This window comes from Hydrogenophaga sp. ZJX-1 (assembly GCF_048590325.1).
In the GTDB taxonomy this organism is placed as follows: Bacteria; Pseudomonadota; Gammaproteobacteria; order Burkholderiales; family Burkholderiaceae_C; genus Hydrogenophaga.
Window position 1 is genome coordinate 130,601 of sequence record NZ_JBMBRA010000007.1, and the last position, 25,338, is coordinate 155,938.

Sequence of the window (25,338 nt, forward strand, 5' to 3'; positions counted from 1 at the left end):
CCACCATGAACATGATGAGCACCCAAGAAATCGGCATCAGCAGCCTGCTGGCCAGCGGCATGACGCTCAAGCAGCACCGCGATGCCATCCTCGAGCGCACCCAGTCGACGGGTTACTACAACGGCCTGGAGAAACTGGAATTCCGCGACAGCGATCCGATCGGCTACGAGAAGCTGTTCTCCAAGCTGCGCGGCGGCCTGGTCCATGCACGGGAAACGGCGAAAAAGATCGCCGCCAGCCCCATCGTCGAGCAGGAAGGCGAACTCTGTTTCACGCTCTACAACGCCGCCGGCGACTGCATCCTGACCTCGACGGGGATCATCATCCACGTCGGCACCATGGGCGCGGCGATCAAGTACATGATCGAGAACAACTGGGAAGCCAATCCGACGATCAACCCGGGCGACATGTTCACCACCAATGACTGCGCCATCGGCAACGTGCACCCCTGCGACATCGCCACCATCGTGCCGATCTTCTGGGCCGGCAAGCTGATCGGCTGGGTCGGCGGCGTCACCCACGTCATCGACACCGGCGCCGTGACGCCGGGTTCCATGTCCACCGGCCAGACGCAGCGTTTCGGCGACGGCTACATGATCACCTGCCGCAAGACCGGTATCAACGACGAGCCGCTGCGCGACTGGCTGCACGAATCGCAGCGCTCGGTGCGCACGCCGAAATACTGGATCCTCGACGAGAAGACCCGGATCGCCGGCTGCCACATGATCCGCGAGCTGGTCGAAGAAGTGATCCGGGCCGACGGCCTGGAGGCTTACGAGAAGTTCTCGGGAGAAGTGATCGAAGAAGGGCGCCGTGGCCTGATGAGCCGGATCAAGGCGATGACCCTGCCGGGCAAATACCGCAAGGTCTCTTTCGTCGATGTGCCGTTCAAGCACGAGGACATCCAGGTGTCCAACGCCTTCGCCAAGCTCGACTCGATCATGCACTCGCCGGTCGAGATGACCATCAAGCCGGACGGCAAGTGGCGGCTCGACTTCGAAGGCGCCAGCCGCTGGGGCTGGCACACCTTCAATGCCCACCAGGTGGCCTTCACCTCGGGCATCTGGGTGATGATGTCGCAGACCCTGGTGCCGACCCAGCGCATCAACGACGGCGCCTACTTCGCCACCGAGTTCCACCTGCCCAAGGGCACCTGGTGCAACCCGGACGACCGCCGCACCGGCCACGCCTACGCCTGGCACTTCCTGGTCTCCGGCTGGGCGGCGCTGTGGCGCGGCCTGAGCCAGTCCTACTTCAGCCGCGGCTATCTGGAAGAGGTCAATGCCGGCAACGCCAACACCTCGAACTGGCTGCAGGGTGGCGGCATCAACCAGGACGGGGAGATCCACGCGGTCAACAGCTTCGAAGCCTCATCCTGTGGCACCGGTGCCTGCGCCGTCAAGGACGGTCTGAACCATGCCGCCGCCATCTGGAACCCGGAAGGCGACATGGGCGACATCGAGATCTGGGAAATGGCCGAGCCGCTGCTCTACCTGGGGCGCAACGTCAAATCCAACTCCGGCGGCTACGGCAAGTACCGTGGCGGTTGTGGTTTCGAAACCCTGCGCATGGTCTGGAACGCCCAGGACTGGACGATGTTCTTCATGGGCAATGGCTACATGAACAGCGACTGGGGCATGATGGGCGGCTACCCGTCGGCCACCGGCTACCGCTTCGAAGCGCACAAGACCGGCCTCAAGGAGCGCATCGCCATCGGCGACTCGCTGCCGCTCGGTGGCGACATCGATCCCAGCGCGCCCGACTACGAGCGCCACCTCGATGCGACCGCTGTGGTCAAGCGCGACAAGCAGTGCATGACGACCGAGGACTGCTATGACAACCACGACCTGTACCTGAACTACCTGCGGGGCGGCCCGGGCTTCGGCGATCCGATCGATCGTGACGTCAAGGCCATCGAGAACGACCTCAACCAGAAGTTCCTGCTGCCGGAATATGCGCAGAAGGTCTATGGCGCGGTGTTCACGCAGGATGCCAAGGGTGTGTTTGTCATTGACGCCGCCAAGACCCAGGCCCGGCGTTTGGCCATGCGCAAGGAGCGCCTGGCCCGTGCCCTGCCGACCCGGGAGTGGATGAAGGAAGAGCGCGAACGCATCATCAACAAGCATGCGTCCGTCCAGGTCCAGCACATGTTCGCCACCAGCTTCGCCCTGTCCGAAAAGTTCACCCAGGAGTTCAAGGACTTCTGGACCCTGCCGGCCGACTGGCAGTTGCTGGAGGAGGAGCTGGGCGTGCCGACCTATGGCTCCAAGCACCGCATGGACCTCTCGCTGATGCCCGACGTGAAGACCGTCGTCCAGGTCGAAGAGTAAGCCGACAACCCACCATCTGAATCAAGGAGACAAACATGTCATACACCAATGAACAGGTTTCACATCTGGTCGAAGGCACGCTGGACTGGGAAACCACCTTCCGCATGCTGTCGATGCCCAAGGACAACAGCCGCTTCGAGCAGTACGTCGCGGCCCTGCAGGCCAAGGTCCGCTTCAAGGACCGCATCGTGCTGCCACTGGCGCCGCACATGTACATCGTGCAGTCGGCCAAGACCAAGCAGTGGCTCATCAAGTGCGACTGTGGCCACGAGTTCTGCGGCTACAAAGAAAACTGGAAGCTGCACGCGGCGATCTACGTGCGCGACACCGAGGAGGCGATGACCGAGGTGTACCCGAAGCTGATGGCGGCGGATACCCAGTGGCAGGTGTACCGCGAGTACTACTGCCCGACTTGCGGCACGCTGCACGATGTCGAGGCACCGACCCCGTGGTACCCGGTGATCCACGACTTCGAGCCGGACATCGAGGCCTTCTACAAGGAATGGGTGCATCTGCCGGTGCCTGAGCGGGCCGACTGACAGCCGCTGGCAACGGGCAAGCCAGCGTGATTTTGGTTTGCAACGGCCAGGCGACAAAAAAGCCGCGACAGGCACAGCCTGTCGCGGCTAAAAAAATCACGCGGTCTCTGATTGACTGATGTCTCCGCGCAACCTGGCAACTGCCGCGGCGTGCGCGAGGCACGCCGTTTCAAGTCACATCAGAAGTCGTGGCGCACGCCCACGGCGTACAGGCGGTTCTCGCCCGTCTTGTTGCCAGCGCCGTCCTTGTTCTCGATGTCACGCAGACCGGCGTACAGCTTGGTGCGCTTGGACATCTTGTAGGTGGCACCCAGGCCCAGGCCGCTGGCCTTGGCGCTGGTGCCGCCGCCGATTTCGGTCTTGCTCGTGGCGTAGCCCACCGAGAAGTCGAAGGCGCCCACGGGCACGTTCACACCCAGGGTCAGCTCGGTGTCGTCGCCTTTGGCATCCGTGCCCGAGCGGGTGTTGTAGCCGATCGAGAGAGCGGCTGCGCCCAGGTCATAGGCACCGGCCAGTTGCAGGTACTTGTCCTCGGTTTCCTTCTGGTTCTGGTAACCCAGCGCGAAGTTCATCGGGCCGTTCTTGTAACCCAGCAGCAAGGCCGTGATCGTGCTGTCCACGTCGGCCTTCTGGTCGAAGGCGTAGGACAGGCCGCCGTAAACGCCGCCCATGCTCGGCAGGTCGTAGCGGATCTGGCTGTTGGCGCGGCTCGCGTAGTCGCCACCCGACTTGAACACGCCGTTGCCCGCAGGGGTGAAGGACGAGTCGAACACGGAGTTGCTGACAGACAGAGCGCGCGCGTCGTCGTAGACGGTGTAGCCGCGACCCAGGGTCAGCTTGCCGAAACCACCCATCAGGCCCATGCTCGCTTCGCCCTTGAACGAAGGCGATTGCACTTCACCGGTGCTCAGGTCCAGGCGCTGCTCGAACTTGAAATGGGCCTTGAGGCCGCCGCCCAGGTCTTCGGTGCCACGCAGGCCCCAGCGCGAGGTGGTCAGGCCACCGTTGATCATTTTGGTGGTGCTGTCGCCGTCGACTTTTTCGGAGCCCACGCCCACGTCGGCGCGGCCGTAGAGGGTGACGGAAGATTGCGCCATGGTGGCGCCCGAAGCGGCCAGCACGGCCAGAGCGATGAGGCTCTTTTTCATTGAATTTTCTCCAGAGGTTTGGTGAATGGGAAGCCAGCGAGAGACCGCCGGCTTCCACACCCGTTGCCATTTGCAAGCAGGTGTGTGTATTTCATCGAATGACCATAAAAGCTCTGTGACACAAGCCGGGTTTGCTCTCATTGTTGCAATGCAACAACAAACATTTTTCAGGGTCTGCCGGCATTGACCCAGCGCGTCCAGCCGGCGCCGTCGTTGTCGTTGACGACCCAGAGCGCGCCCTTGAAGACCACCATGCCTTCGGCCTTTTCCTGCACGTAGTTGAAGTCCTTGCGCAGGTCGCGCACCAGGGTCTTGGCGAGCACGGCGCCTTCGGTCACGTCGGCGGCTTTCACGCTGTAGATGCGTTTGACTTCGGCGTTGATGGCCTGGCCTTCGCCACCGCCCTTGTCGCGTTCGAGCAGCAGCAGGCGGCCGTCGTCCGTGAGCTGGATTTCGGACAGGCCCATCCAGTATTTCTTCGCGTCCTTGCTGTGCTGCTCCAGCGGATAGAGCGCCGTGGTCCAGGTGTTGGTGGGCAGGTGCAGCTTCAGGATGGCGGCCTGGGGTTTGTTCAGGTCAAAGCCGCGCTGCACCGCCATGTAGAGCGTCTGGCCGTCGGCGCTGGCGGTCACGCCCTCGTAGCCGGTGCTGGTCTTGGGGCTGGCGAACCTGGCCTGCACGCTGGCGGGCAGCTTCACGCGCTGCTGCACCACGCCGGCCATGTTCACCTTGATGAGCTCGTTGTCGGCAACGGTCTTGCCTTCCGAGGCGATCCAGAAACCATCGGCCACCTTGGCGAGGCCTTCGGGGTCCACCTTCAGCGCTTGGCCGTCGGCCTCGGTGAGCAGGGTCACCTGGTCCAGGGTCAAACGTCCCTGCGCCGCATCGGTCGGGTCGATGCGGAAGATGCGCGACTGGCCGAAGGCGTTGTCGGGCACGGCGTAGAGGTGTGTGCCATCGGTGCTCAGGCCCGAGAGCGCGCCCCAGGGCCGGCCCGCGTCCTTCGCCACCAGTTGCGGTTCGGCAGCGCCGGCTGGCATGCCCCGCGCATGGAAGCGGTAGATGTTGAGCGAGTTTTCTTTTTCGTTCGCTGTCACGAACAGCTGCTGGCCGTCGCGGCGTTTCGTCACCGTGGTCAGACCCTCTGGCGACATCCCGGTGGGCAGCAGTTGCACAAACTGCGGCTGCTTCGGATCGTCCAGGCGGTAGACCTCGACGAAGGAACCCCGCTCCGAACCGACCAGCAGGTGGGGCCTGCCGCCGAAGCGGCCGGCCGTCACGGATTCCATCTCCACGCCCTTGGATGCCGAGCGCCCGTCCGGGTAGTGGCCATGCGCGAGGGCGTGCAGCTCGGTGTGTTCACCGGTCTCGTAGACCACTTCGCCGCGGGTGTTCATCAGCGTGAAGCCGCGTGCGCCAGGCAGCACGCCGTTCTTGTCCTTCTTGCCGTCGCCTTCGTTGGCGGTGGCGAACACGCCGGGGGCCACCCAGGCCACCGCATCGGCCTCGCGGCGCGCGGTGAAGCTGTCCTTGAACGCGACTTCCTTGTCCTTCTTCAGGTCGGCGTTGCCGTTGCGGGTCACCGTGCCGATGGAGAACACGCGCTCCAGGCGCGCACGCCGCGGGTGACTCAGATCGATGAGGGCGACCGCGTTGTTCTCCTGCAGCGAGACCACCGCCTTCCGGGCACGCTCATCGATTGAAACGAATTCGGGTTGCGGGTCGTTCGGGTAGACGATGCCGGGCACGGTCTGCAGTGCCTGCACCAGTTCGATCGACTGCACACCGCTGCTGGTACCGCCATACAGGTCCTGCAGACCGACCACGTCGATGCGACCGGGGCGCTGGCCGCCCAGCGTGGCGTCGCCCTCGGCATCGGTTTCTTCGTCTTCGATCGCCACCACGGCGCGCAGCGTGCGGCCCTGGCCCGTCAGCGCCAGCGAATCGGGGCCGATGCCCACGGTGATGTCCTTGACGTGCTTCACCGCGGCGGGCTGGCGAATGTCGTACACGCGCACCAGACCGCGGCGCGCATTCGCCACGTCGTCACCCAGGCGCACCGCGACCACGGCGAAACGCCCGTCGGGCGAGATCGTGACCGAGGTTGGTTCGCCCACGCCCATCAGCCGCACGTCCACGCGCGGCAGCAGCACCGGTTGCTCGGGCCTGGTGATGTCGACCATGCCCAGCACGCCGGCGTCGGCGCTGGTGTAGACCAGGGTCATGCCGTCGGGCGTGGCGGCCACGATCTCGGCCACGCCGTCCACGGGCAGGTGGTGGACCATGGCAAAGCGACCGGCCGACGGCGCCGCCTGGGCCAGTGAGGTGAAGGCGAAGGAAGCGGCCAGCGCCGCGGTCAGGGTGCAGAAGCGAAGTGTGTTCATGGGAAATGGTGAGCGAGGAACAGAACCTCGCAGCCTACGTTTCGCATGTGTCATGGCTGTGACCCGAAGACGTCACAAGCCATGCCCGATAAAGTGGTTGACTTCGAGTGCGCTCCAACTTCTAGGATCACCCCATGGAATCCCCTCTGAGCATTGACGAAGCAGCCAGGCGAACAGGCCTGACGGCCCACACCCTGCGGTATTACGAGCGCATTGGCTTGATTGCGCCTGTCGCCCGTGCCGCCGGTGGGCAACGACGCTACGCGGCTACAGACATGGCCTGGATCGGATTCCTGCTGCGGCTGCGGACGACGAAGATGCCCATCGGCAAGATGCAGGCGTTCGCAAAACTGCGTGGCGTTGGGGACTCGACGGTGCCGGATCGCCGCCAGATGCTGGAAGCACACCTGACCGATGTGCTTTCAGGCATCGAGGCGATGCGTCAATCTGCGCAAGCGCTGCAAGCAAAGATCGAGCACTACCGCTCGTTCGAGAAGTCCCTGGCGCCGGGTTCACTCTCTCATGAAGGACGTGTTGACGATGTTGATGAACACCCAGAACCGCTACGAACGCGGACTCGAAAAGCTGCGGGAAATCGACGGTGAAGCCGGTGACCGTGTGCTGGAAAGTCTGGACGGTATCGCCCCCGACTTTGCCCGCTACCTGATCGAATTTCCCTTTGGAGACATCTACTCCCGACCGGGTCTCGACCTGAAGAGCCGGGAAATTGCGGTCGTCGCCGCGCTGACCGCATTGGGTCATGCGGCACCCCAACTCAAAGTGCATATCCAGGGGGCGCTCAACGTGGGGGCGACACGCACGGAAGTCGTCGAGACCATCATGCAAATGGCGGTCTATGCCGGATTCCCGGCGGCCTTGAACGGACTCGCTGTGGCCAAGGAAGTGTTTGCAGAGTGCGGCGGCGAATGAACTGGGCGATGGCCTGAGCGCAAAAAAACCCCTGCCGGCGAACACGGGCAGGGGTTTGTGGGCGGGTGTGGCTGTTCCGGCGCAAGCCGCCGGGGATTCAGGCGGCCTGGGGCAGCGCTCCCCTGGCTTGTTCCTGTTGCTGGCTCACCTGCATCGACAGGTCCAGCAGCACGGCCTTGCTGGTGTAGTAACGGTCCAGGCGCCACTCGGCCATGATCTCCATGGCGAGGTTGAAGTCGTCGTAGTCCAGCCGATACAGGTCCGACAGCAGGAACGGCACTTCCGATTCCAGCGCCAGCACCAGCCGGGACAGGATATCTGCCTTCGGTTTGCCGGCGTGGTTCTCGATCAGCTTGCGGGCTTTTTTCAGGGCAATCATGGGACCTCGCTCTCTCTCAACGGTTTGTGAATCGGCTGGCATACCAAAGGCCTCAGGGTATGCCCTAGGGCCGAGCATACCGGCGGTGGCGCCGCGTTTGATGACAAAAACATGACGTTGGTGTGAAAGCCCGTCTCCATGGGCGGTGCCCGGTGCGTGGACATGACCGGAGTGGGTCGTCATGCGGCGTTCTTCGCCAGAAACCTCCGCAGGTCGCAGAAATCGTCCATGCGCTCGGTCAGGGTGGCGTGGTCCCAGTCCCACCAGGTGGTGGATTCGATGGCGGCCGCGATCGGGGCCGGGAAGCGCTGCCGGATGACCTTGGCCGGCGCACCGGCGACGATGGCGTAGGCCGGCACGTCTTTGGTGACCACGGTGTTGCTGCCGACCACCGCACCGTTGCCGATGCGCACGCCCGGCATGATCACCGCGCCGTGACCGATCCAGGTGTCGTGGCCGATGTGCACGCGCTGTCGGCGGCGCCATTCGAAGAAGTTCGCGTCGTCCTCGGGCGCCATGCCGTATTTGAAGCGGCGGTAGGTGAAGTGGTGCAGGGTCGGGCGTTCCACCGGGTGAAAGCCCGGGTTGATGCGCACCATGGATGCGATGTTGCTGAACTTGCCGATGTCGGCCGACATGATGTCGCAGCCGCGGTCCATGTACGAATAGTCGTCGAGCAGGCTGTCGGCCAGGCGCGCATGGTCGCCCACATCGGTGTAGCGGCCGAAGCGGCAGTCCTTGATGACCGCGGTGGGGGCGATGCTGGGCGCTTCCGACAGCATGCGGGTCGCTTCAACATTGAAAGACGGTATGTGGGTGTAGTTCATGGGATTGCCTTCGCCCTGTGGGCTGCGGTGCGAGCTGGCTTGGGAACGGCCCGGCGCTGCGCTCATGCAGGCCATCCGGGCAGGGTTTGAAGGTGGTTCAGCAGCTGGTGCCCGGCGTCGTCGAGCGCGCCGTCGTTCTGCACCTGCAGGGCGTGCGGCAGCTGGAGGGTCTGGGTGCGCTGGATGCGCGCTTCCACCTCGGCCGCGCTTTCGCGGCCCCGCCCCAGCAGGCGCTGGCGCAAAGTGTCCGGGCGGGCGGTGATGTGCACCACGGTGAGCCCGGGGAAGCGGCTGCGGGTGGGGTCGAGGTGGGCGCGCGATCCGTTGACCAGCACCCAGCCGCCGTGTTCGATGGGCGCCAGCTCGCTGGCACGCACGCCGTAGTGCAGGCCGTTGGCCTGCCAGGCGAGCGCAAAGGCGCCGCGCTCGCGCAGCGCGAGGAACTGCGGCGGGTCCACCGCTTCGTGCACCTCGTCGCCGGCGCGGGCCGGCCGCGTGATCGTGCGCCGCGCCCAGTGGACCGCCGGGCTGGGTGGCAGGTGGTGGCGCAACCAGGCGAGCACGCTGTCCTTGCCGGCGCCCGACGGCCCGACCACGTAGACCAGGCGCCGGCTCATCCTGTGAACCCCATGCGTTCGAGCAGTACAAAATCCGCGCCCGGCGCGGGCTCGGCATACAGCGCCAGACTGTCGAAGCGGCAGGGGGGCAGGCGCTCGAACGTGTCCCGCGCGGCGCGTTCGAGCCGCTGCACGGTATCGAGTGCCACGCCGTCCAGATCGCCGGTCAGCGAGAGGTGGAAACGGTAGCGGTCGAGCACATAGGGATAGCCCCAGCGCACCAGCAGCGCGTCTTCCTGGATCGACAGCGCGCCCTTGCGGCGGCGGCGTGCCAGCTCGTCCGACGACAGCGGCGCCGCCAGCGTTTGCAGGCCGGTGACGCAGGCGCGGGCCACGGCGTTGATGGCGTCCGGGTCGCCGTCGGCGCACAAGGCCAGAAAACCGCCCAGCCGGCGCACGCGCAGCGGGGGCAGATCGAAAGGGCTGAACGTCGCGGCCAGCGTCTGCAGGGCGTTGCGCAGGCCGTCCAGGCCCACGCCCTCGTCGAGCGAAAAGGGTGCCTTCAACGTGGCGTGCCAGCCGTAGCGCCGCGGATCGGCGGTCAGTTGCCGCTGCAGCTCGGGCGCGATGCCGTCGATGGTGGGCTGGGGCAGCGCGTCGTTCGTGGCCGCACAACGGCCCAGCCAGCCGCTGCCCGCGGCCCACCAGGCCGAGTCTGTCGCGGGCGCGAAGTAGACCGCAAAGCGGTGGGCGTTGCTGAGGTCAACGGTCATCGTGGGTCACCGTGAGTTTGACGCGGTCGCCCGCGAACCAGGTGCTGGCGAATTCGATCGGCACGCCCGCGCCGTCGACGTTCACGCTGGTCACGAACAGCACCGGCCGGTTGACCGGTTGCTTGAGCAAGGCCGCCACTTCCGGGCTCGGCAGCTGCGCCGTGATGCGGCTTTCTTTCCGGGTGTAGTCCGTCACGCCATGGGCGGTGAAGGCGTCGGTGATGGAGCCGGTCTCGCGCAACACCGCCTCCAGCCGGTCGAAGCGGGGGAGGGGAAACACGCGGTCGCTCACGTGCAGCGGCTGGCCGGCACCCACCCCCAGCACCTGCAGGCGCAACACCGGGCCGCGCGCAGGCAGCTGCAGGGCTTGCGCCATCGCGGCGGTGGCGCGGGTGCGCTGGGCGTCCTGCACTTCGAAACGCCCTTGCAGACCAGCCTGCGCCATGTTCTGGCGGTGGCGCGTGCGCTTGCCAATGATCAGGTCCACCGCGAAGTCTTCGACGTAGGTGCCGCTGCCCTGCGTGATGCGCACCAGCCCCTTCTGGCACATGCTGGCCAGCGAGCGGCGGATGGTGTGGCGGTTGACGCCGTACTGCTCGGCCAGCACGTGCTCCGAGGGCAGGCGCTGGCCCGGCTCGTACACGCCCCGCGCGATGGCTTCGGCGAGTTCGTTGGCGATGCGCGCCCAGAAGCTCTGGCTTTCGCGGGGCGTGTCCGGGAGGGATGTTGCAAGGGTCAGGAGTTTTGTCATGAAAGGGACATTTGGTGGCTCTACGCTCGGGGCCTGGATTCAATTTGTCTAGACGTCTTAAAAGGTACCACGGACATGTTTCACGCATTTGACAGTTCGGCGCCGAACCGGCCGAAATCACCGCTGACAAGGCCTGACTGGATGGCCCTGCTGGCGCGCGCACCGATGCCGGTGCTCGAAGCCGCGCTGGCGCCCCACAGCGCGACAGCACCGCGCTGGATGCGCGCACCCGAGACCGGCCTGATGATGGTGCAGGGCCGCGCGGGCGGCACCGGCGAGCGTTTCAACCTCGGCGAAGTCACCGTGACCCGCTGCGCACTGCGCCTGCCCGGCGCCACCCAGCAGGCCCCGGTGGGCGTGGCCTATGTGATGGGCCGCTCACACCGCCATGCGCAGCTCGCGGCACTGGCCGATGCCCTGTTGCAGGACCCGTCACAGCAGACCGTTCTCGATGTGCAACTGCTGCAGCCGGTGCGCGAACACCTGGCGCATCAGCAGGTGCAACGCCAGCAACGTGTGCAGAGCACCAAGGTGGAATTCTTCACCGTGGCGCGCGAGTCGGGCGGTGCCGACGACGAAGAGGAGGGCGCTTGATGGCCCACGATCTGTCTTTGGTGGGCGCCGGTTTTTCCCACGAGGCCTTCGGCAGCCAGGCGGTGTTCCGCTCGGCCCTGCAGGCCCTGTCGCACCCCGGCCGCTGCATCTCCGTGGCGCACGACGCCGAGCTGCCGCGCCACGGCAATGCCGCCGCGGCGGTGTTCCTGCTCGCCATGCTCGACGCCGACTGTGGTCTCTGGCTGTCACCCTCGCTGCGCGACAGCGATGTGGCGATGTGGTTGCGCTTTCACACCGGCTGCCAGCTGGTGGCGCACGCGGCGCAGGCCCAGTTCGTCTGGGTGGGCGCTGGCGACCCGCTGCCCGCTTTGCAGAGCCTGCGCCAGGGCAGCGACGAATGCCCCGAGCAGTCGGCCACCTGCGTGGTTGATGTGGGTTCCCTGTCCGCCGATGTCGATGCAGATGCCGATGCGCAGCACTGGACGCTGAGCGGTCCCGGCATCCGCGAGCAGGCGCTGCTCGGCGTGACCGGCCTGCCCGACGACTTTGCCGCGCAATGGGCGCTCAACCACGCCGGCTTCCCGCGCGGTGTCGACCTGTTCCTCGCCACCCGCGACCAGCTCGTGGGCCTGCCGCGCACCACGCGCATCCACACCCACACCGCTCTGGAGGCCTGACCATGTACGTTGCCGTCAAGGGCGGAGAAACCGCCATCCTCAACAGCTACCGCCTGCTGGCCGACCAGCGCCGTGGCGACCCGGCCCAGCCCGAGCTCGGCGTGGCGCAGATCCGCGAGCAGCTCAAGCTGGCGGTGGACCGTGTCATGACCGAAGGTTCGGTGTACGACCCCGAGCTCGCCGCGCTGGCCATCAAGCAGGCCTCGGGCGATCTGGTCGAAGCCATCTTCCTGCTGCGCGCCTACCGCGCCACGCTGCCGCGCCTGGGCACCACCTGCGCGCTGGACACCGCGCGCATGGCGCTGGAGCGCCGCATCTCGGCCACCTTCAAGGACCTGCCCGGTGGCCAGGTGCTCGGCCCCACCTACGACTACACCCAGCGTCTGCTCGACTTCACCCTGCTGGCCAGCGGCGCACCGGTGGTGTCGGGTGACGCGGCCGCAGCGGGCAGCGCCCAGTCCGAGGCCACGCCGCGCGTGGTGGACCTGCTGAACCAGGAAGGCCTGATCGAGACCCGCCCGGTGCCGCCGGGCGACCCGGCACCGGTGGACCTGACGCGCGAACCGCTGCGCTTCCCGGCCGACCGCGCCACGCGGCTGCAGAACCTGGCGCGCGGTGACGAGGGTTTCCTGCTCGCCATGGCCTATTCGACCCAGCGCGGTTATGCGAACTCGCACCCCTTCGTCGGCGAAATCCGGCTTGGGCAGGTGGCGGTGGAGATCGTGCCCGAAGAGCTGGGCTTTGCCATCTCCATCGGCGACATGGAGCTGACCGAGTGCGAGATGGTCAACCAGTTCGCAGGCAGCAAGACCGAGCCACCGCAGTTCACGCGCGGCTACGGCCTGGCCTTTGGTCACAGCGAGCGCAAGGCCATGGCCATGAGCCTGGTGGACCGCGCCCTGCGCGCCGACGAACTCGGCGAGGCCGTGACGTCGCCGGCGCAGATGCAGGAGTTCGTGCTCTCGCACAGCGACAGCCTGGAAGCCTCGGGCTTTGTGCAGCACCTGAAGCTGCCGCACTACGTGGACTTCCAGGCCGAGCTGGAGCTGGTGCGCAAGATGCGCACCGTGTCCGCCACACAGCCCATCCCCGAAGAAGAGGACGCCGCATGAACGCACCCTATGAAGCCGTGGCGCTGGAGCGCCTGCCCGAGCCGTCCGTCGAACGCGCGGCCGAGGTCAACTTCGCCTACCTCGACGAGCGCACCAAGCGCATGATCCGCCGCGCCATCCTGAAGGCCGTGGCCGTTCCCGGTTACCAGGTGCCGTTCGGCTCGCGCGAGATGCCGCTGCCCTACGGCTGGGGCACCGGTGGCATCCAGGTCACCGCCTCGGTGATCGGGCCGGACGACACCCTGAAGGTGATCGACCAGGGTTCTGACGACACCGTCAACGCGGTCAACATCCGGCGCTTCTTCCAGCGCACCACCGGCGTGGCCACCACCACGCGCACCACCGAGGCGACGCTGATCCAGACGCGCCACCGCATTCCCGAGATCCCGCTGGCGGAAGGCCAGGTGCTGGTCTACCAGGTGCCGGTGCCCGAACCCATGCAGCGCCTGGAGCCGCGCGAGACCGAGACCCGCACCCTGCACGGCCTGGCTGAATATGGCCTCATGCACGTGAAGCTCTACGAAGACATCGCGCGCTACGGCCACATCGCCACCACCTACGACTACCCGGTGCTGGTCAACGGCCGCTACGTGATGGCGCCGTCGCCGATCCCGAAGTTCGACAACCCCAAGATGCACATGAACCCCGCCCTGCAGCTCTTTGGCGCAGGTCGCGAGAAGCGCATCTACGCCGTGCCGCCGTACACGCCGGTGGAGAGCCTCAGCTTCGAGGACCACCCGTTCGAGGTGCAGCGCTGGGACGCCGCCTGTGCCCTGTGCGGCGCCACCGATTCCTTCCTTGACGAGGTGATCACCGACGACGCCGGCGCACGCATGCACGTGTGCTCGGATTCGGACTATTGCCAGTCGCGCCAGCCGGCAGCAAGGGAGGGTTCATGAGCCTGCAGATCCGCGAAGCCACCGAAGCCGATCTCCCCGGCGTGCTGGCGCTGTACGGGCAGTCGGGACTGGACAACGACGCCGTGCTTTCCTTGGCGCAGGCGCGCGAGGTGTTCCAGCAGTTTGCGCGCTACCCCAGCTACCGGCTCTTCGTCGCCTGCGAGCCCGCGTTTCCCGACAGCGTGATCGCCACCTACGCCTTGCTGGTGATGCACAACCTCGCGCACTGCGGCGCACCCTCGGCCATCGTCGAAGACGTGGTCGTGCACCCGCAACGCCAGGGCCGTGGCATTGGTCGCCAGCTGATGGCGCACGCCATCGAACAGGCCCGCGCCGCCGGTTGTTACAAGCTGGCCCTGTCGTCGAACGCCAAACGCCAGGCCGCACACGCCTTCTACGAATCCCTCGGCTTCCAGCGCCACGGCCTGAGTTTTGTGATTGAGACTTGAAATGAAACCCTCTTCTTCAACCCCCTTGCTGCGCGTGCGCGGCGTGGCCAAGCGCTACGGCGACCGTGTCGCGCTGCACGAGGCGTCCTTCGATCTCTGGCCGGGCGAGGTGCTGGCCGTGGTGGGCGAGTCCGGTTCGGGCAAGACCACCCTGCTCAACGCCATCGCCGCGCGCACCACGCCCGACGCCGGCAGTGTCGAATTCCTGGGCCGCGACGGCCTGCTGCAGGACGTGCACGGCATGTCGCAGGCACAGCAACGCTTGCTGGCGCGCACCGACTGGGGCTTTGTGCACCAGAACGCGGCCGATGGCCTGCGCATGGACGTGTCGGCCGGTGCCAACGTGGGCGAACGCCTGATGGGCCTGGGCGAGCGCCACTACGGGCGGCTGCGCTGCACCGCCGAAGAATGGCTGCAGCGCGTCGAGATCGACCCGATCCGCATCGACGATGCACCGCGCACCTTCTCCGGCGGCATGCGCCAGCGCCTGCAGATCGCGCGCAACCTGGTCACGCAGCCGCGCCTGATTTTCATGGACGAGCCCACCTCGGGGCTGGACGTGTCGGTGCAGGCCCGCCTGCTCGACCTGATGCGCCAGCTCACGCGCCAGATGCAGCTCGCCGCGATCATCGTCACGCACGACCTCGCCGTGGCCCGCCTGCTGGCCCACCGCATGATGGTGATGCAACGCGGCCGCGTGGTCGAAGCCGGCCTCACCGACCAGGTGCTCGACGACCCGCAACACCCCTACACCCAGCTCCTCGTCTCATCGGTACTGCAACCATGAACCCACCCCTGCTTCAGATGAAAGGGGTGGCCAAGCGCTTCACCCTGCACCACCAGAACGGCGCCGAACTCTCGGTGCTGCACAACGTCGATCTGGAGGTGCGCCCCGGCGAATGCCTGGTGCTCGACGGCCCGTCCGGCATGGGCAAGAGCACGCTGCTCAAGCTCATCTACGCCAACTACCGCGCCACCGAAGGCCGCATCACGGTGGCGCCCCCGGGCAGCGCGCCGGTGGAGGTGACCGAGGCCTCGCCGCGCGAGCTGGTGCGGCTGCGCCGCGAGAGCATCGGCTACGTGAGCCAGTTCCTGCGCGTGATTCCTCGCGTGTCGGCGCTGGACGTGGTGGCCGAGCCGCTGGTGGAAGACAGTGGTGACGACCCGGCGGCGCTGGAGGCCGCACGCGAGCAGGCGCGCGCCTGGCTCACCCGGCTGCGCATCCCCGAGCGCCTGTGGGCCTTGCCACCGGCCACGTTTTCCGGCGGCGAGCAGCAGCGCGTGAACATCGCACGCAACATGATCAAGCCCCGGCCGCTGATGCTGCTGGACGAGCCCACCGCCTCGCTGGACGCGGCCAACACCGGCACCGTGATCGAGCTGATCCAGGAAGCCGCCGCGCGCGGCGCCGCGCTGGTTGGCATCTTTCACGACGCCCATGTGGGCGATGCCGTGGCCACGCGGCGCATCAACGTCGGTGATTTCAGGAGCGCCCCATGAATCACACCGTGAACCCACCCGTCGTGTTCAAGAACGCCCGCATGGTGCTGCCTGATGAAGTGCAGGCCGGCAGCCTGTCGGTGGAGGCCGGCCGCATCGCCGGTTTCGGCGCCAGCAACAGTTCGCTGCCACAGGCCATCGACCTGGAGGGCGACTACCTCATGCCTGGCTTCATCGAGGTGCACACCGACAACTTCGAACGCCACCTGATGCCGCGTCCCAAGGTGCAGTGGGCCGAGATGCCGGCGCTGCTGGCCCACGACGCCGAGATCGCCGCCGCCGGCATCACCACCGTCTTCGACGCGCTGGGTGTGGGCGACGCCGACCACGAGAGCCTGCGTGGCACGGCGTGGGACGCGGTGCTGCAGACGCTGGACGCCTGCACGACCGAGAACGTGCTGCGCGCCGACCACCACCTGCACGTGCGCTGCGAACTGCCGGCGCACAACACCATCGACCTGTTCCAGCCCTTCCACGGCCACCAGCGCCTGTCGCTGATCTCGCTGATGGACCACACGCCGGGCCAGCGCCAGTGGGAAAACATCGAACACGCCCGGATCTACTACACCGGCAAGAAGGGCTGGAGCCAGGAAAAGTTCGAGCACCAGGTGGCACACGCCGAGCGCCTGCAGGCCCAGTACGCCGAGCCGCACCGCGACTACTTCGTGGACTATTGCCGCGAACACGGCATCGCGCTGGCCAGCCACGACGACACCACCGTCGCCCATGTGGAGCAGGCGCATGCCGAAGGCGCCAGCCTGTCCGAGTTCCCGACCACGATGGCGGCTGCGCGGGCCGCGCGCGAGCACGGCTTGTTGACGGTGATGGGCGGTCCCAACGTGGTGCGCGGCGGCTCGCATTCGGGCAACGTGGCCGCGGCCGACCTGGCGCGCCACGGCCTGCTCGACATCCTCTCCAGCGACTACGTGCCGGGCAGCCTGCTCAGCGCGGTGCTGCGGCTGGTGGCCGATGAGATCCTGAGCCTGCCCGAGGCCGTGGCCATCGTCAGCCGCAACCCGGCCCGCGCCACCGGTCTGGATGACCGAGGCGCCATCGAGCCCGGCCTGCGCGCCGACCTGGTCCAGGTGCGTGTGGTGAACATGCCCAACGGGTTGCGCCACGGGGTCGTGCGCGCGGTCTGGAGAGAAGGTCAGAGGGTGCTCTGACTTGCAATCTTCCGTGAACCGTCAAACGACTGTCACAACGCGAAACCACACTCAGCGTGTCTAGACGACTTTGGAGCCACCCATGACAACCGCCCTGCGCATTCACAAGCTGAACAAACATTTCGCCAACGGCAAGCACGCCCTGCGCGACATCAACCTGGACATCCGCCAGGGCGAGATGGTGGCGCTGATCGGCGCATCCGGCTCCGGCAAGTCCACGCTGCTGCGCCATGTGGCGGGCCTGGTGGTGGCCGACGCGGGCGAAGGCTCGCTGATCGAGATCGGTGGCCAGTGTGTGCAGCAGGGCGGCCGTGTGCACCGCGACATCCGCAAGGTGCGCTCGGAGATCGGGTTTGTGTTCCAGCAGTTCAACCTGGTGGACCGCCTGCCGGTGATGGCCAATGTGCTGGTCGGTCGCCTGCACCGCATGCCGCTGTGGCGCGGCCTGACCCGCTGGTTCAACGCCCAGGAGCGGGCGATGGCCATCGAAGCCCTGGCCCGTGTCGGCATCGCCGAATGCCACGCCCAGCGCGCGTCCACGCTCTCGGGTGGCCAGCAGCAGCGCGCGGCCATCGCCCGCACGCTGGTGCAGGGCGCCAAGGTGGTGCTGGCCGATGAGCCCATCGCCTCGCTCGACCCCGAATCCTCGCGCAAGGTCATGGAAATCCTCACGCGCATCAACCGCGAAGACGGCTCCACCGTGGTGGTGTCGCTGCACCAGGTGGACATGGCACTGAAGTACTGCCCGCGCGTGATCGCGCTGCACCAGGGCCAGGTGGTTTTTGACGGCGCTGCATCGTCGCTCACGCCGGCGCTGCTGCGCGAGCTCTACGGCATGCAGGCCGACGAAATGCTGATGGGCGCTCCCCAGGCGCCCGCCCCGATCTCTCTCGCCCCGATGCCCGAGCGCCACTGGCCGACGCCGCTGGCGCAAGCGGCTTGAGCGGCTGAAAGCCGCGTTTCCTTCTGCCTTCTGTTCCCGCGTTTCCCTGCTTCCATCCGATCCCCGTTTCCCATCCCTTCCCATCCTGACGGAGTCTTTCATGCTCAAGAAAACCCTGGCCGGCCTCGCGCTCGGTCTCACCCTCACCGGCGCCATGGCGCAGGACATCAATTTCGGCATCATCTCGACCGAGTCGTCGCAGAACCTGAAGGCCGACTGGCAGCCGCTGCTGGACGACATGGCCAAGCAGACCGGCCTCAAGGTCACGGCCTTCTTCGCGCCCGACTACGCCGGTGTGATCGAAGCCATGCGCTTCAACAAGGTGCACGTGGCCTGGTACGGCAACAAGTCGGCCATCGAGGCCGTGGACCGCGCCAGCGGCGAGGTGTTCGCCCAGATGGTCAACGCCGACGGCACCGAGGGCTACTACTCGCACCTCATCGTGCACAAGGACAGCCCGATCAAGTCGCTGGACGATGTGCTGAAGAACGGCAAGAGCTACAGCTTCGGCAACGGCGACCCGAACTCCACCTCCGGCTTCGTCGTGCCCAGCTTCTACGTGTTCGCCAAGAACAAGATCGATGCACGCACGCACTTCAAGATCGTGCGTTCCGCCAACCACGAGACCAATGCCCTGGCCGTGGCCAACCAGCAGGTCGACGTGGCCACCAACAACAGCGAGAACCTCGAGAAGATCGCCCAGAAATTCCCCGAGAAGCGCAAGGACATCCGCGTGATCTGGACCTCGCCGCTGATCCCGCTGGACCCGCTGGTCATGCGCAAAGACCTGCCGGACGCCACCAAAGCCAAGATCAAGAACTTCCTCTTCAACTACGGCAAGACCGATGCGCGTGAAAAAGAGGTGTTGGTGAAGATCTCCAAGCTCTCGGGCTTCAAGGCGTCGACCAACGCCCAGCTGCTGCCCATTCGCCAGCTGGACCTGTTCGGCAAGCGCAACAAGATCGAATCCGACACCGCGCTGAGCGAAGCCGAGAAGATGGCCAAGCTGGCCGAGATCGACAAGCTGCTGGCTGCGCTGAACTGATCGCCTGCCGCCAGATCGAAGACCGTCCGTGGCAGCAGCCACAGACGGTCTTCGTCTGACCTGCCTCCTGAACATCCACCTCCCGATCACGAAGATGTCTTCCACGCTCAATGTCCACCGCCTGACACCGCCCATGGTTCCAGCGTCCAGGCGCAGCCTGACCTGGTACTTCTCCTGGGCTGCGCTGTTGTTGTTGCTGGCGGGCTCGTGGAAGGGCGCCGACATGCGCCCGCTCGACCTGATCCGCGACTCGGGCAACATGGCCACCTACGCGGCCGACTTCTTTCCGCCCGACTTTTCACAGTGGAAGCTGTACCTGAGCGAGATCATCATCACGCTGCAGATCGCGCTCTGGGGCACGGCACTGGCCGTGCTCACCGCCATCCCGCTGGGCCTGCTGGCCTCCAGCAACATCACGCCCTGGTGGGTGCACCAGCCGGTGCGCCGCCTGATGGACGCGTTCCGAGCCATCAACGAAATGGTGTTCGCCATGCTGTTCGTGGTCGCGGTCGGTCTCGGGCCTTTTGCCGGTGTGCTCGCGCTGTGGATCCACACCGCGGGCGTGCTGGCCAAGCTGTTCTCCGAAGCGGTGGAGGCCATCGACCCGCAGCCGGTGGAGGGCATCCGTTCCACCGGTGCCAGCGCGCTGCACGAGATCGTCTACGGCGTGATCCCGCAGGTCATGCCGCTGTGGATTTCCTACATGCTGTACCGCTTCGAGTCCAACGTGCGTTCGGCTTCGGTGGTGGGCATGGTGGGCGCGGGCGGCATCGGCGTCGTGCTGTGGGAAATCATCCGCGGCTTCCAGTACGCCGAGACCTGCGCCGTGATGCTGATGATCATCGTCACGGTGAGCGTGATCGACGTGATTTCCTCCCGGATTCGCAAGGTTCTGATCTGAGATGGCTCTGGCCGGCATAGAGTCGGCACCATGCTGATCTCGCACCGCACTTCGGTGGTCGCCCGCCTGGGCACCGCGCAGACCCTGGCCTGGGCCTCGTCCTACTACCTCCCGGCCATGCTGGCCACGTCGATGGCCGCGGACCTCGGCGTGTCCGTGACCACGGTCTTTGCTGCCTTTTCGTTTGCCCTGATCGTCTCGGCGGTGTTCGGCCGCTGGGCGGGGCAGTTGATCGACCACCACGGTGGTCGCCCGGTGTTGATCGGCACCAACTTGCTGTTCGCCGCGGGGCTGCTGGCCCTGGCGCTGGCGCAAGGGCCGGTGCTGCTGTTGCTGGCCTGGGGCCTGATCGGCGTGGCGATGGCGGCAGGCCTCTACGACGCCGCCTTCGCGACCCTGGTGCGCCTGTATGGCCACGACGCGCGCAGCAGCATCACCGGCATCACCCTGATCGCCGGTTTCGCCAGCACCGTGGGCTGGCCGCTGACGGCCTGGCTGGAGCTCGAATTCGGCTGGCGCGGCGCTTGTCTGTGTTGGGCGGGCCTGCACTTGTTGCTGGGTCTGCCGCTCAACGCCTCCTTGCCGCGCAGCGCAGCAGCGCCCGGCGTGAGCCCGGTGGTGGCGGCGGTGTCACCCACTGCCGCACCAACACCAACACCAGCGGCGGCGCTGGGTGCCACGTTCTGGCCCACGGTCCTGCTGTCGCTGGTCTTCGCCGTCACCTGGTTCACCAGCACCGCCATGGCGGCCCACCTGCCGCGCCTGCTGCAGGCCCACGGTCTGACGCTGGCCGCTGCGCTGGCCCTGGCGGCCCTGGTGGGGCCGGCCCAGGTGGCGGCCCGACTTCTGGAATTCGGCTTTTTGCGCAAGGTGCACCCCTTGCTGTCGGCCCAGCTGGCCACGGCCGCGCACCCGCTGGGCGCCGTGTTGCTGATGGTGGTGGGGGGGCCGGCGGCGCTGTTGTTCACGGTCCTGCACGGCGCGGGCAACGGCATCCTCACCATCGCCAAGGGAACCTTGCCTCTGGTGATCTTCGGGCCGCAGGGTTACGGCGCGCGCCAGGGCTTGCTGATGGTGCCGGCGCGGGTGGCGCAGGCCTTTGCACCGCTGGTCTTTGGCCTGGCGATTGACCAGTTCGGGGGTGGTGCCCTCTGGGTGTCCACCGGGGTGGGGCTGGTCGGCCTGGCCGCGCTGGTGTGGCTGCAGCGCAGCGGGTCGGTGGTTCGGTAGCGGCGTTGCTGCCTGTAGTTGTTGCACCTCGCGTGCCAAGGCGTGTGCGGGCAGGCCGCAGCGCTTCAGTGAGGCGGTCGGCGCTGCGCACCGACTTCCCTGCGATGCTCGCGGCCGTGGCCCGTCGCACAACTCGCTGCGTTCGCTGCGCTCTCTCCGCTCAGACAAGTGCGACAAGTCAGTTGACGAAGCGCGCTGCGCGCGCGGCCACGGCCACTGCGCTTCTCGGCGCCTCACAGGCGCGCTGCGGCTTGCCTGCACACGCCTTGGCAGCCGCGAGGTGCAGCCCCTCGGCTTTGGCCTGCAAAAAAACCTCCAGCAAACCGTCAGAGCGTTTCCAGGGCAACGGCTTTCGACGGGGCATGAAACCGCGGAGCCCCCTTGGCCGCAAAGGCCAGGTGACCGCCGATGACGTGCGCCGCCACGCTCGGTGGCCGCCCGGCCGGCGTGCGCACCAGCACGATGTCGGCCCGCAGGCCCACGGCGAGGCGCCCGCGATCAGACAGCCCGGCGGCATCGGCGGCGTTGCTGGAGATCATGGCCCAGGCGGTGGGCAGATCGCAGACGCCGTCTTCGTGCAGACGGAAGGCGGCCGGCAACATGGCCGGGTAGTAGTAGTCGGACGTGAGCACCGTGCACAGGCCGGCGCGCGCCATCACCGCCGCCGACATCGCGTTGCTCATGTGACTGCCGCCGCGCACGACGTTGGGTGCGCCAAACACCACCGGGTTGCCGTACTGGCGGGCCAGCAGCGCGGTCTCGCGGGTCTTGGGAAATTCCGAGATGCCGCAGCCCAGCGACTGGTAGTCCGTGCGCACCTCGGGCGACGGGTCGTCGTGCGAGGCCATGGGCACGCCAGCGGCCAGGGCGGCGGCGGCCAGGCGGCGGATGGAGGCCGGCACCTCGTCGCGCCGCGCGGCGACCCGCTCGGCCAGCGCCTGCAGGTCGGTGGCGGTCAGGCCGGTGCGCTGCAGCACCGTCATGCCGTCTTTCGGGTGCGCGATCTTGCGCAGGATGTCGGCGGTGTGGTCGTTGAAGGCGAGCAGGGCAATGCGCCCCTCGGCCAGCCAGGCCAGCACCTCGTCTTCACCGTCCAGGTTGTAGGTTTCGTGGCGCAGGTGCAGGCGCGCGTCGCACGAGAGGTGGTCGGCCGCGGCGTCCATCGCGGCCATCAGGCGCACCAGCGTCTCACGGCTGCGCAGGCCGGGTTCCCAGGAGAAGGTCACGCCGTGGAAGGCGGTGGAGATGCCGTTGGCCACCAGTTGCCGGTCGGTTTCGGCGAGGGCGATCTGCAGGTCGAAATGCACGCCTGGCCGGGGCATGATCTGGCGCTCGAAGGCATCGCCGTGCAGGTCGATGATGCCCGGCATCACGCGCAGGCCACGGGCGTCCATCAGCGGTGCGCCGTTGGCTTCGCTGCCGATCTCCACGATGACGCCGTGGTCCACCGTGATGACCACGTCGTCCTGAAAACCCGATGGCAGCAGGGCGCTGCCTCCCGCGATCGCAAACCGTTCCAATGTGTTCATGCCTGGTGTCCCCGGTGATCGAAAGCCGTCCAGCGTGCCCCGTTTGTGTGACAGCTGCACGACGAAACCGCAGTGTCATGCAAGTCATGAGAACTTCATGTCGTCTACACAACTTTGTCATCGCACGGCGTCACGCTCGTGAAGTTGTCTAAACCACCTGGAGTTGCCTCATGAACTGGACCAAACACCTCGCCACCGCCGCCGCGGTGATCGGCCTCACCGCCACGGCTTTCTCAGTCCAGGCGCAAACGCTGCGCCTGGCCGTCACCGACATCGTCGGACTGGAGAACCTGCAGCGCGAATACGCCGGCTTCCAGAAGATCCTGTCGGAAAAATCGGGCATGAAGGTCGAGCTGTTCCCCGTGCCCAACCGCACCGCCGCGGTGGAAGCGCTCAACGCGAAGAAGATCGACCTCGTGCTGACCGGCCCGGCCGAATACGTGGTGTTCAAGAAGCGCACCGATGCCAAGCTGGTGGTGGGCTTCAGCCGCCCCGAGTACTACGGTTCGGTGGTCACGCTGGTGGGCTCGGGCATCGACGGCGTGGAAGACCTCAAGGGCAAGAAGGTCGCGCTGGGTGACGTCGGTTCCACCTCGCGCCACCTGTCGCCGATCCAGGTGCTGGCCGACCTGGGCCTCAAGCCCGGGCAGGACGTGCAGATCCTGCACATCAACCGCAACGTGGCGGTCGAGGCCATGAAGCGCGGCGACGTCGCCGCCATCGGCATCAACCGCACCGACCTGCCGGGCCTGTCCAAGCGCCACCCCGATGTGGTCTTCAAGGTGATCGCCCGTGGCCGCGACCTGCCCAACGACGTGCTGCTCGCCGGCACCCACGTGCCCGACGCCGTGGTCGGCCAGATGAAGAAAGTCTTCAGCGAAAACTCCGAAGCGCTCATCGCCGCCGTGCTGCTCGGCCCGGACGAAAACCAGAAGTTCCAGGGCATGAAGTTCATCCCCAGCATCGCCGATGCCGACTACAACTACGTGCGCAAGATGTACACCACCATCGGCCAGGCGCAGTACGCCGCCTTCGTCGGTGATTGAGAACGGTGCCATGTCCCGCTGGCCCGAACCCGCCGCCCGGGTGTTGCATGTGCCCCCACCGGTGACCTCGTTCGTCGGTGCGTCGCCCGCCATGGGCCCGGGCGCGGCGGCCACCGGCGGCCCGGTCGCCGAACTCGAGGTGAGCGCGCTGGGCAAGTCCTTCGAGCCGGGCACGCCGGTGCTCAGGAACGTGCACTTCCAGGTGACGACGGGACAGCGCGTGGCGCTCATCGGCGCCAACGGCGCGGGCAAGTCCACGCTGCTGCGCTGCTGCATGCACCTGATCCGGCCCGACGCGGGTGAGGTGCGGCTGTTCGGCGCACCGCTGGGCGGGCTCGACGCCCAGGCGCTGCGCCGGCTGCGCGCCCAGGTGGGCTTCGTGTTCCAGAAGCACAACCTGGTGCCGCGCCTCTCGGCCCTGTCCAACGTCTTGCACGGTGCCTTGCCGCGCGCACCGCTGGCCCGCGCCTGGCTGCAGAGCCTGGCTCCGGCGGCGTTGCGCGAGGAGGCCATGCACTGTCTGGAGCGTGTGGGGCTGGCGCACATCGCCCTGCGCCGCGCCGACAAGCTCTCGGGTGGCCAGTCGCAGCGCGTGGCGGTGGCGCGCGCCCTGATGCAGCGGCCCCGCCTCATCGTGGCCGATGAGCCCGCGGCCAGCCTGGACCCGGTGGCCGGCGACGAGGTCATGTCGCTGTTTTCCGGGCTGGTGAAGGACGAAGGCCTGACCATGGTCTTCACCTCCCACGACCTGGTGCACGCCGTGAAATACGCCGACCGGGTCATTGCCCTGCAGCGCGGCGAGATCGTGCTCGATGCCCTGAGCCACGAGATCGACGTCGCCGAACTGAGAGCCCTGTATGCCTGAGCACACCGCCACCCCGGCCCTGCGGGTCCTGCCCGACCGCTTCGAACGCACCAGCCCGTCCAGCTTCATGCTCTGGCTGATCGTGCTCGGCTTCTTCGCCTGGTCGGTCAACAAGACCGGCGTCTCGTTCGGTGACCTCTGGGGCGGCATTCCGCAGATGACGCGCCTGGTGGGCGAGATGTTGCCGCCGTCCACCGCGCGGCTGGAGGCCGTGGGCTGGGCGCTGCTGGAGACCTTCCAGATGGCCTTCGTGGGCACGGTGGTCGGGGTGCTGCTGAGCGTGCCGATCGCCGTGCTGGCCACGCCGCACCTGTCGCCCCATCCGCTGGTCTACCACGCGGCGCGCAACCTGATCGCCTTCTTCCGCACCGTGCCCGACCTGGTGTGGGCGCTGCTCTTCGTTGTGTCGGTGGGCCTGGGGCCGTTCGCCGGCACCCTGGCCATCGTCATCGACAAGATCGGGTTCTGCGGCCGCTTCTTTGCCGAGGCCATGGAAGAGGTGGACCGCGGGCCGCAGGAGGCGCTCTCGGCCATGGGGGCGAGCCGCCTGTCGCTGATCATGTGCGCGGTGTTCCCGGCCGCCATGCCGTCGTTCATCAACACCTCGCTGTTCAGCCTGGAAAAGGCCACACGCTCGTCGGTGGTGCTCGGGCTGGTGGGGGCGGGCGGCATCGGCATCGAGCTGAAGGTGGCGATGGACCTGTTCAACTACGACGAGGCGGCCACCATCATCCTGGCGATCTTCGCGCTGGTGGTGCTGGTGGAACGCCTCAGCGCGTTGCTGCGCAAGAAGGTGATGTGAG

27 protein-coding genes are annotated in these 25,338 nt (G+C 66.8%); 20 read left to right on the forward strand and 7 right to left on the reverse strand.

Annotated features, from left to right (window positions below):
• Nucleotides 1–5 precede the first annotated feature (5 nt).
• On the forward strand, nt 6–2,330 hold the full coding sequence (locus ACN5W5_RS19385) for a hydantoinase B/oxoprolinase family protein (protein ID WP_420050097.1): 2,325 nt from the start codon (nt 6–8) through the stop codon (nt 2,328–2,330).
• Between the two features lie 35 nt (nt 2,331–2,365).
• A complete protein-coding gene (locus ACN5W5_RS19390) occupies nt 2,366–2,869 on the forward strand; it encodes an acetone carboxylase subunit gamma (RefSeq protein WP_420050098.1) in 504 nt (167 codons plus the stop codon).
• A 179-nt stretch (nt 2,870–3,048) separates the two neighbouring features.
• On the opposite strand, the gene ACN5W5_RS19395 is transcribed toward ACN5W5_RS19390, so the two are convergent.
• Together ACN5W5_RS19395 and ACN5W5_RS19400 are read right to left on the reverse strand one after the other, a co-directional pair.
• Nucleotides 3,049–4,017 (reverse strand): porin, encoded by a 969-nt coding sequence (locus ACN5W5_RS19395; protein ID WP_420050099.1) that lies wholly within the window; start codon nt 4,015–4,017, stop codon nt 3,049–3,051.
• A 167-nt stretch (nt 4,018–4,184) separates the two neighbouring features.
• The gene (locus ACN5W5_RS19400) at nt 4,185–6,401 is read right to left on the reverse strand and encodes an esterase-like activity of phytase family protein (RefSeq protein WP_420050100.1); all 2,217 of its coding nucleotides are present in this window, start codon (nt 6,399–6,401) and stop codon (nt 4,185–4,187) included.
• A gap of 134 nt (nt 6,402–6,535) precedes the next feature.
• On the opposite strand from ACN5W5_RS19400, the gene ACN5W5_RS19405 reads away from it, so the two are divergent.
• The 3 genes from ACN5W5_RS19405 to ACN5W5_RS19415 all read left to right on the forward strand — a co-directional run bounded on the left by ACN5W5_RS19405 (nt 6,536) and on the right by ACN5W5_RS19415 (nt 7,740).
• Nucleotides 6,536–7,006, forward strand: coding sequence for a MerR family transcriptional regulator (locus tag ACN5W5_RS19405; RefSeq protein ID WP_420050101.1), 471 nt, complete (start codon nt 6,536–6,538; stop codon nt 7,004–7,006).
• Nucleotides 6,942–7,331 (forward strand): carboxymuconolactone decarboxylase family protein, encoded by a 390-nt coding sequence (locus ACN5W5_RS19410; protein ID WP_420050102.1) that lies wholly within the window; start codon nt 6,942–6,944, stop codon nt 7,329–7,331. Before ACN5W5_RS19405 ends, ACN5W5_RS19410 begins: the two co-directional genes overlap by 65 nt.
• 67 nt (nt 7,332–7,398) lie before the next feature.
• Nucleotides 7,399–7,740, forward strand: a complete 342-nt coding sequence (locus tag ACN5W5_RS19415) for a TOBE domain-containing protein (RefSeq protein WP_420050201.1) — start codon at nt 7,399–7,401, stop codon at nt 7,738–7,740.
• Nucleotides 7,741–7,889: 149 nt separating this feature from the next.
• On the opposite strand, the gene ACN5W5_RS19420 is transcribed toward ACN5W5_RS19415, so the two are convergent.
• The 4 genes from ACN5W5_RS19420 to phnF are packed head-to-tail and all read right to left on the reverse strand — an operon-like array spanning nt 7,890 to nt 10,618.
• A complete protein-coding gene (locus ACN5W5_RS19420; RefSeq protein ID WP_420050103.1) occupies nt 7,890–8,603 on the reverse strand; it encodes a DapH/DapD/GlmU-related protein in 714 nt (237 codons plus the stop codon).
• Nucleotides 8,600–9,154 (reverse strand): phosphonate metabolism protein/1,5-bisphosphokinase (PRPP-forming) PhnN, encoded by a 555-nt coding sequence (phnN, locus tag ACN5W5_RS19425; RefSeq protein ID WP_420050104.1) that lies wholly within the window; start codon nt 9,152–9,154, stop codon nt 8,600–8,602. Before phnN ends, ACN5W5_RS19420 begins: the two co-directional genes overlap by 4 nt.
• Complete coding sequence (locus ACN5W5_RS19430; protein ID WP_420050105.1) at nt 9,151–9,867, reverse strand: DUF1045 domain-containing protein; 717 nt, start codon at nt 9,865–9,867, stop codon at nt 9,151–9,153. Before ACN5W5_RS19430 ends, phnN begins: the two co-directional genes overlap by 4 nt.
• Nucleotides 9,857–10,618, reverse strand: a complete 762-nt coding sequence (phnF, locus tag ACN5W5_RS19435; RefSeq protein ID WP_420050106.1) for a phosphonate metabolism transcriptional regulator PhnF — start codon at nt 10,616–10,618, stop codon at nt 9,857–9,859. Before phnF ends, ACN5W5_RS19430 begins: the two co-directional genes overlap by 11 nt.
• Nucleotides 10,619–10,693: 75 nt before the next feature.
• Between phnF and phnG the strand changes: the two genes are divergently transcribed.
• From phnG to ACN5W5_RS19495, 12 genes are all read left to right on the forward strand, one after another.
• Nucleotides 10,694–11,212: a phosphonate C-P lyase system protein PhnG gene (gene phnG, locus ACN5W5_RS19440; RefSeq protein WP_420050107.1), complete on the forward strand. Its 519-nt coding sequence runs from the start codon at nt 10,694–10,696 to the stop codon at nt 11,210–11,212.
• Nucleotides 11,212–11,850, forward strand: a complete 639-nt coding sequence (gene phnH / locus ACN5W5_RS19445) for a phosphonate C-P lyase system protein PhnH (protein ID WP_420050108.1) — start codon at nt 11,212–11,214, stop codon at nt 11,848–11,850. The genes phnG and phnH overlap by 1 nt, the downstream gene beginning before the upstream one ends.
• A 2-nt stretch (nt 11,851–11,852) precedes the next feature.
• On the forward strand, nt 11,853–12,962 hold the full coding sequence (locus tag ACN5W5_RS19450; RefSeq protein WP_420050109.1) for a carbon-phosphorus lyase complex subunit PhnI: 1,110 nt from the start codon (nt 11,853–11,855) through the stop codon (nt 12,960–12,962).
• A complete protein-coding gene (locus tag ACN5W5_RS19455; RefSeq protein WP_420050110.1) occupies nt 12,959–13,861 on the forward strand; it encodes an alpha-D-ribose 1-methylphosphonate 5-phosphate C-P-lyase PhnJ in 903 nt (300 codons plus the stop codon). The genes ACN5W5_RS19450 and ACN5W5_RS19455 overlap by 4 nt, the downstream gene beginning before the upstream one ends.
• The gene (locus ACN5W5_RS19460; protein ID WP_420050111.1) at nt 13,858–14,310 is read left to right on the forward strand and encodes a GNAT family N-acetyltransferase; all 453 of its coding nucleotides are present in this window, start codon (nt 13,858–13,860) and stop codon (nt 14,308–14,310) included. The genes ACN5W5_RS19455 and ACN5W5_RS19460 overlap by 4 nt, the downstream gene beginning before the upstream one ends.
• 1 nt (nt 14,311) lies before the next feature.
• Nucleotides 14,312–15,097 (forward strand): phosphonate C-P lyase system protein PhnK, encoded by a 786-nt coding sequence (phnK, locus tag ACN5W5_RS19465; RefSeq protein WP_420050112.1) that lies wholly within the window; start codon nt 14,312–14,314, stop codon nt 15,095–15,097.
• A complete protein-coding gene (gene phnL / locus ACN5W5_RS19470) occupies nt 15,094–15,810 on the forward strand; it encodes a phosphonate C-P lyase system protein PhnL (protein ID WP_420050113.1) in 717 nt (238 codons plus the stop codon). The genes phnK and phnL overlap by 4 nt, the downstream gene beginning before the upstream one ends.
• A complete protein-coding gene (locus tag ACN5W5_RS19475; RefSeq protein ID WP_420050114.1) occupies nt 15,807–16,976 on the forward strand; it encodes an alpha-D-ribose 1-methylphosphonate 5-triphosphate diphosphatase in 1,170 nt (389 codons plus the stop codon). The genes phnL and ACN5W5_RS19475 overlap by 4 nt, the downstream gene beginning before the upstream one ends.
• Before the next feature lie 82 nt (nt 16,977–17,058).
• A complete protein-coding gene (gene phnC, locus ACN5W5_RS19480; RefSeq protein ID WP_420050115.1) occupies nt 17,059–17,919 on the forward strand; it encodes a phosphonate ABC transporter ATP-binding protein in 861 nt (286 codons plus the stop codon).
• Nucleotides 17,920–18,019: 100 nt separating this feature from the next.
• The gene (phnD, locus tag ACN5W5_RS19485) at nt 18,020–18,964 is read left to right on the forward strand and encodes a phosphonate ABC transporter substrate-binding protein (protein WP_420050116.1); all 945 of its coding nucleotides are present in this window, start codon (nt 18,020–18,022) and stop codon (nt 18,962–18,964) included.
• A gap of 94 nt (nt 18,965–19,058) precedes the next feature.
• On the forward strand, nt 19,059–19,865 hold the full coding sequence (gene phnE, locus ACN5W5_RS19490; RefSeq protein WP_420050117.1) for a phosphonate ABC transporter, permease protein PhnE: 807 nt from the start codon (nt 19,059–19,061) through the stop codon (nt 19,863–19,865).
• 30 nt (nt 19,866–19,895) lie between these two features.
• Nucleotides 19,896–21,095 (forward strand): MFS transporter, encoded by a 1,200-nt coding sequence (locus tag ACN5W5_RS19495; protein ID WP_420050118.1) that lies wholly within the window; start codon nt 19,896–19,898, stop codon nt 21,093–21,095.
• A 326-nt stretch (nt 21,096–21,421) separates the two neighbouring features.
• Here ACN5W5_RS19495 and ACN5W5_RS19500 read toward each other — a convergent pair whose 3' ends face one another.
• Entirely contained in the window at nt 21,422–22,624 is a 1,203-nt protein-coding gene (locus ACN5W5_RS19500) for an alpha-D-ribose 1-methylphosphonate 5-triphosphate diphosphatase (protein WP_420050119.1), read from the reverse strand.
• A gap of 170 nt (nt 22,625–22,794) precedes the next feature.
• Here ACN5W5_RS19500 and ACN5W5_RS19505 point away from each other — a divergent pair, with 170 nt between their 5' ends.
• Genes ACN5W5_RS19505 through phnE (ACN5W5_RS19515) form a run of 3 tightly spaced genes read left to right on the forward strand, consistent with a single transcriptional unit; the run spans nt 22,795 to nt 25,337 of the window.
• Nucleotides 22,795–23,670 carry a PhnD/SsuA/transferrin family substrate-binding protein gene (locus ACN5W5_RS19505; RefSeq protein WP_420050120.1) on the forward strand — a complete coding sequence of 292 codons (876 nt, stop codon included), beginning with the start codon at nt 22,795–22,797 and terminating at the stop codon, nt 23,668–23,670.
• 10 nt (nt 23,671–23,680) lie between these two features.
• On the forward strand, nt 23,681–24,535 hold the full coding sequence (locus tag ACN5W5_RS19510) for a phosphonate ABC transporter ATP-binding protein (RefSeq protein WP_420050121.1): 855 nt from the start codon (nt 23,681–23,683) through the stop codon (nt 24,533–24,535).
• Complete coding sequence (gene phnE, locus ACN5W5_RS19515; RefSeq protein WP_420050122.1) at nt 24,528–25,337, forward strand: phosphonate ABC transporter, permease protein PhnE; 810 nt, start codon at nt 24,528–24,530, stop codon at nt 25,335–25,337. Before ACN5W5_RS19510 ends, phnE (ACN5W5_RS19515) begins: the two co-directional genes overlap by 8 nt.
• Nucleotide 25,338: the final 1 nt, after the last annotated feature.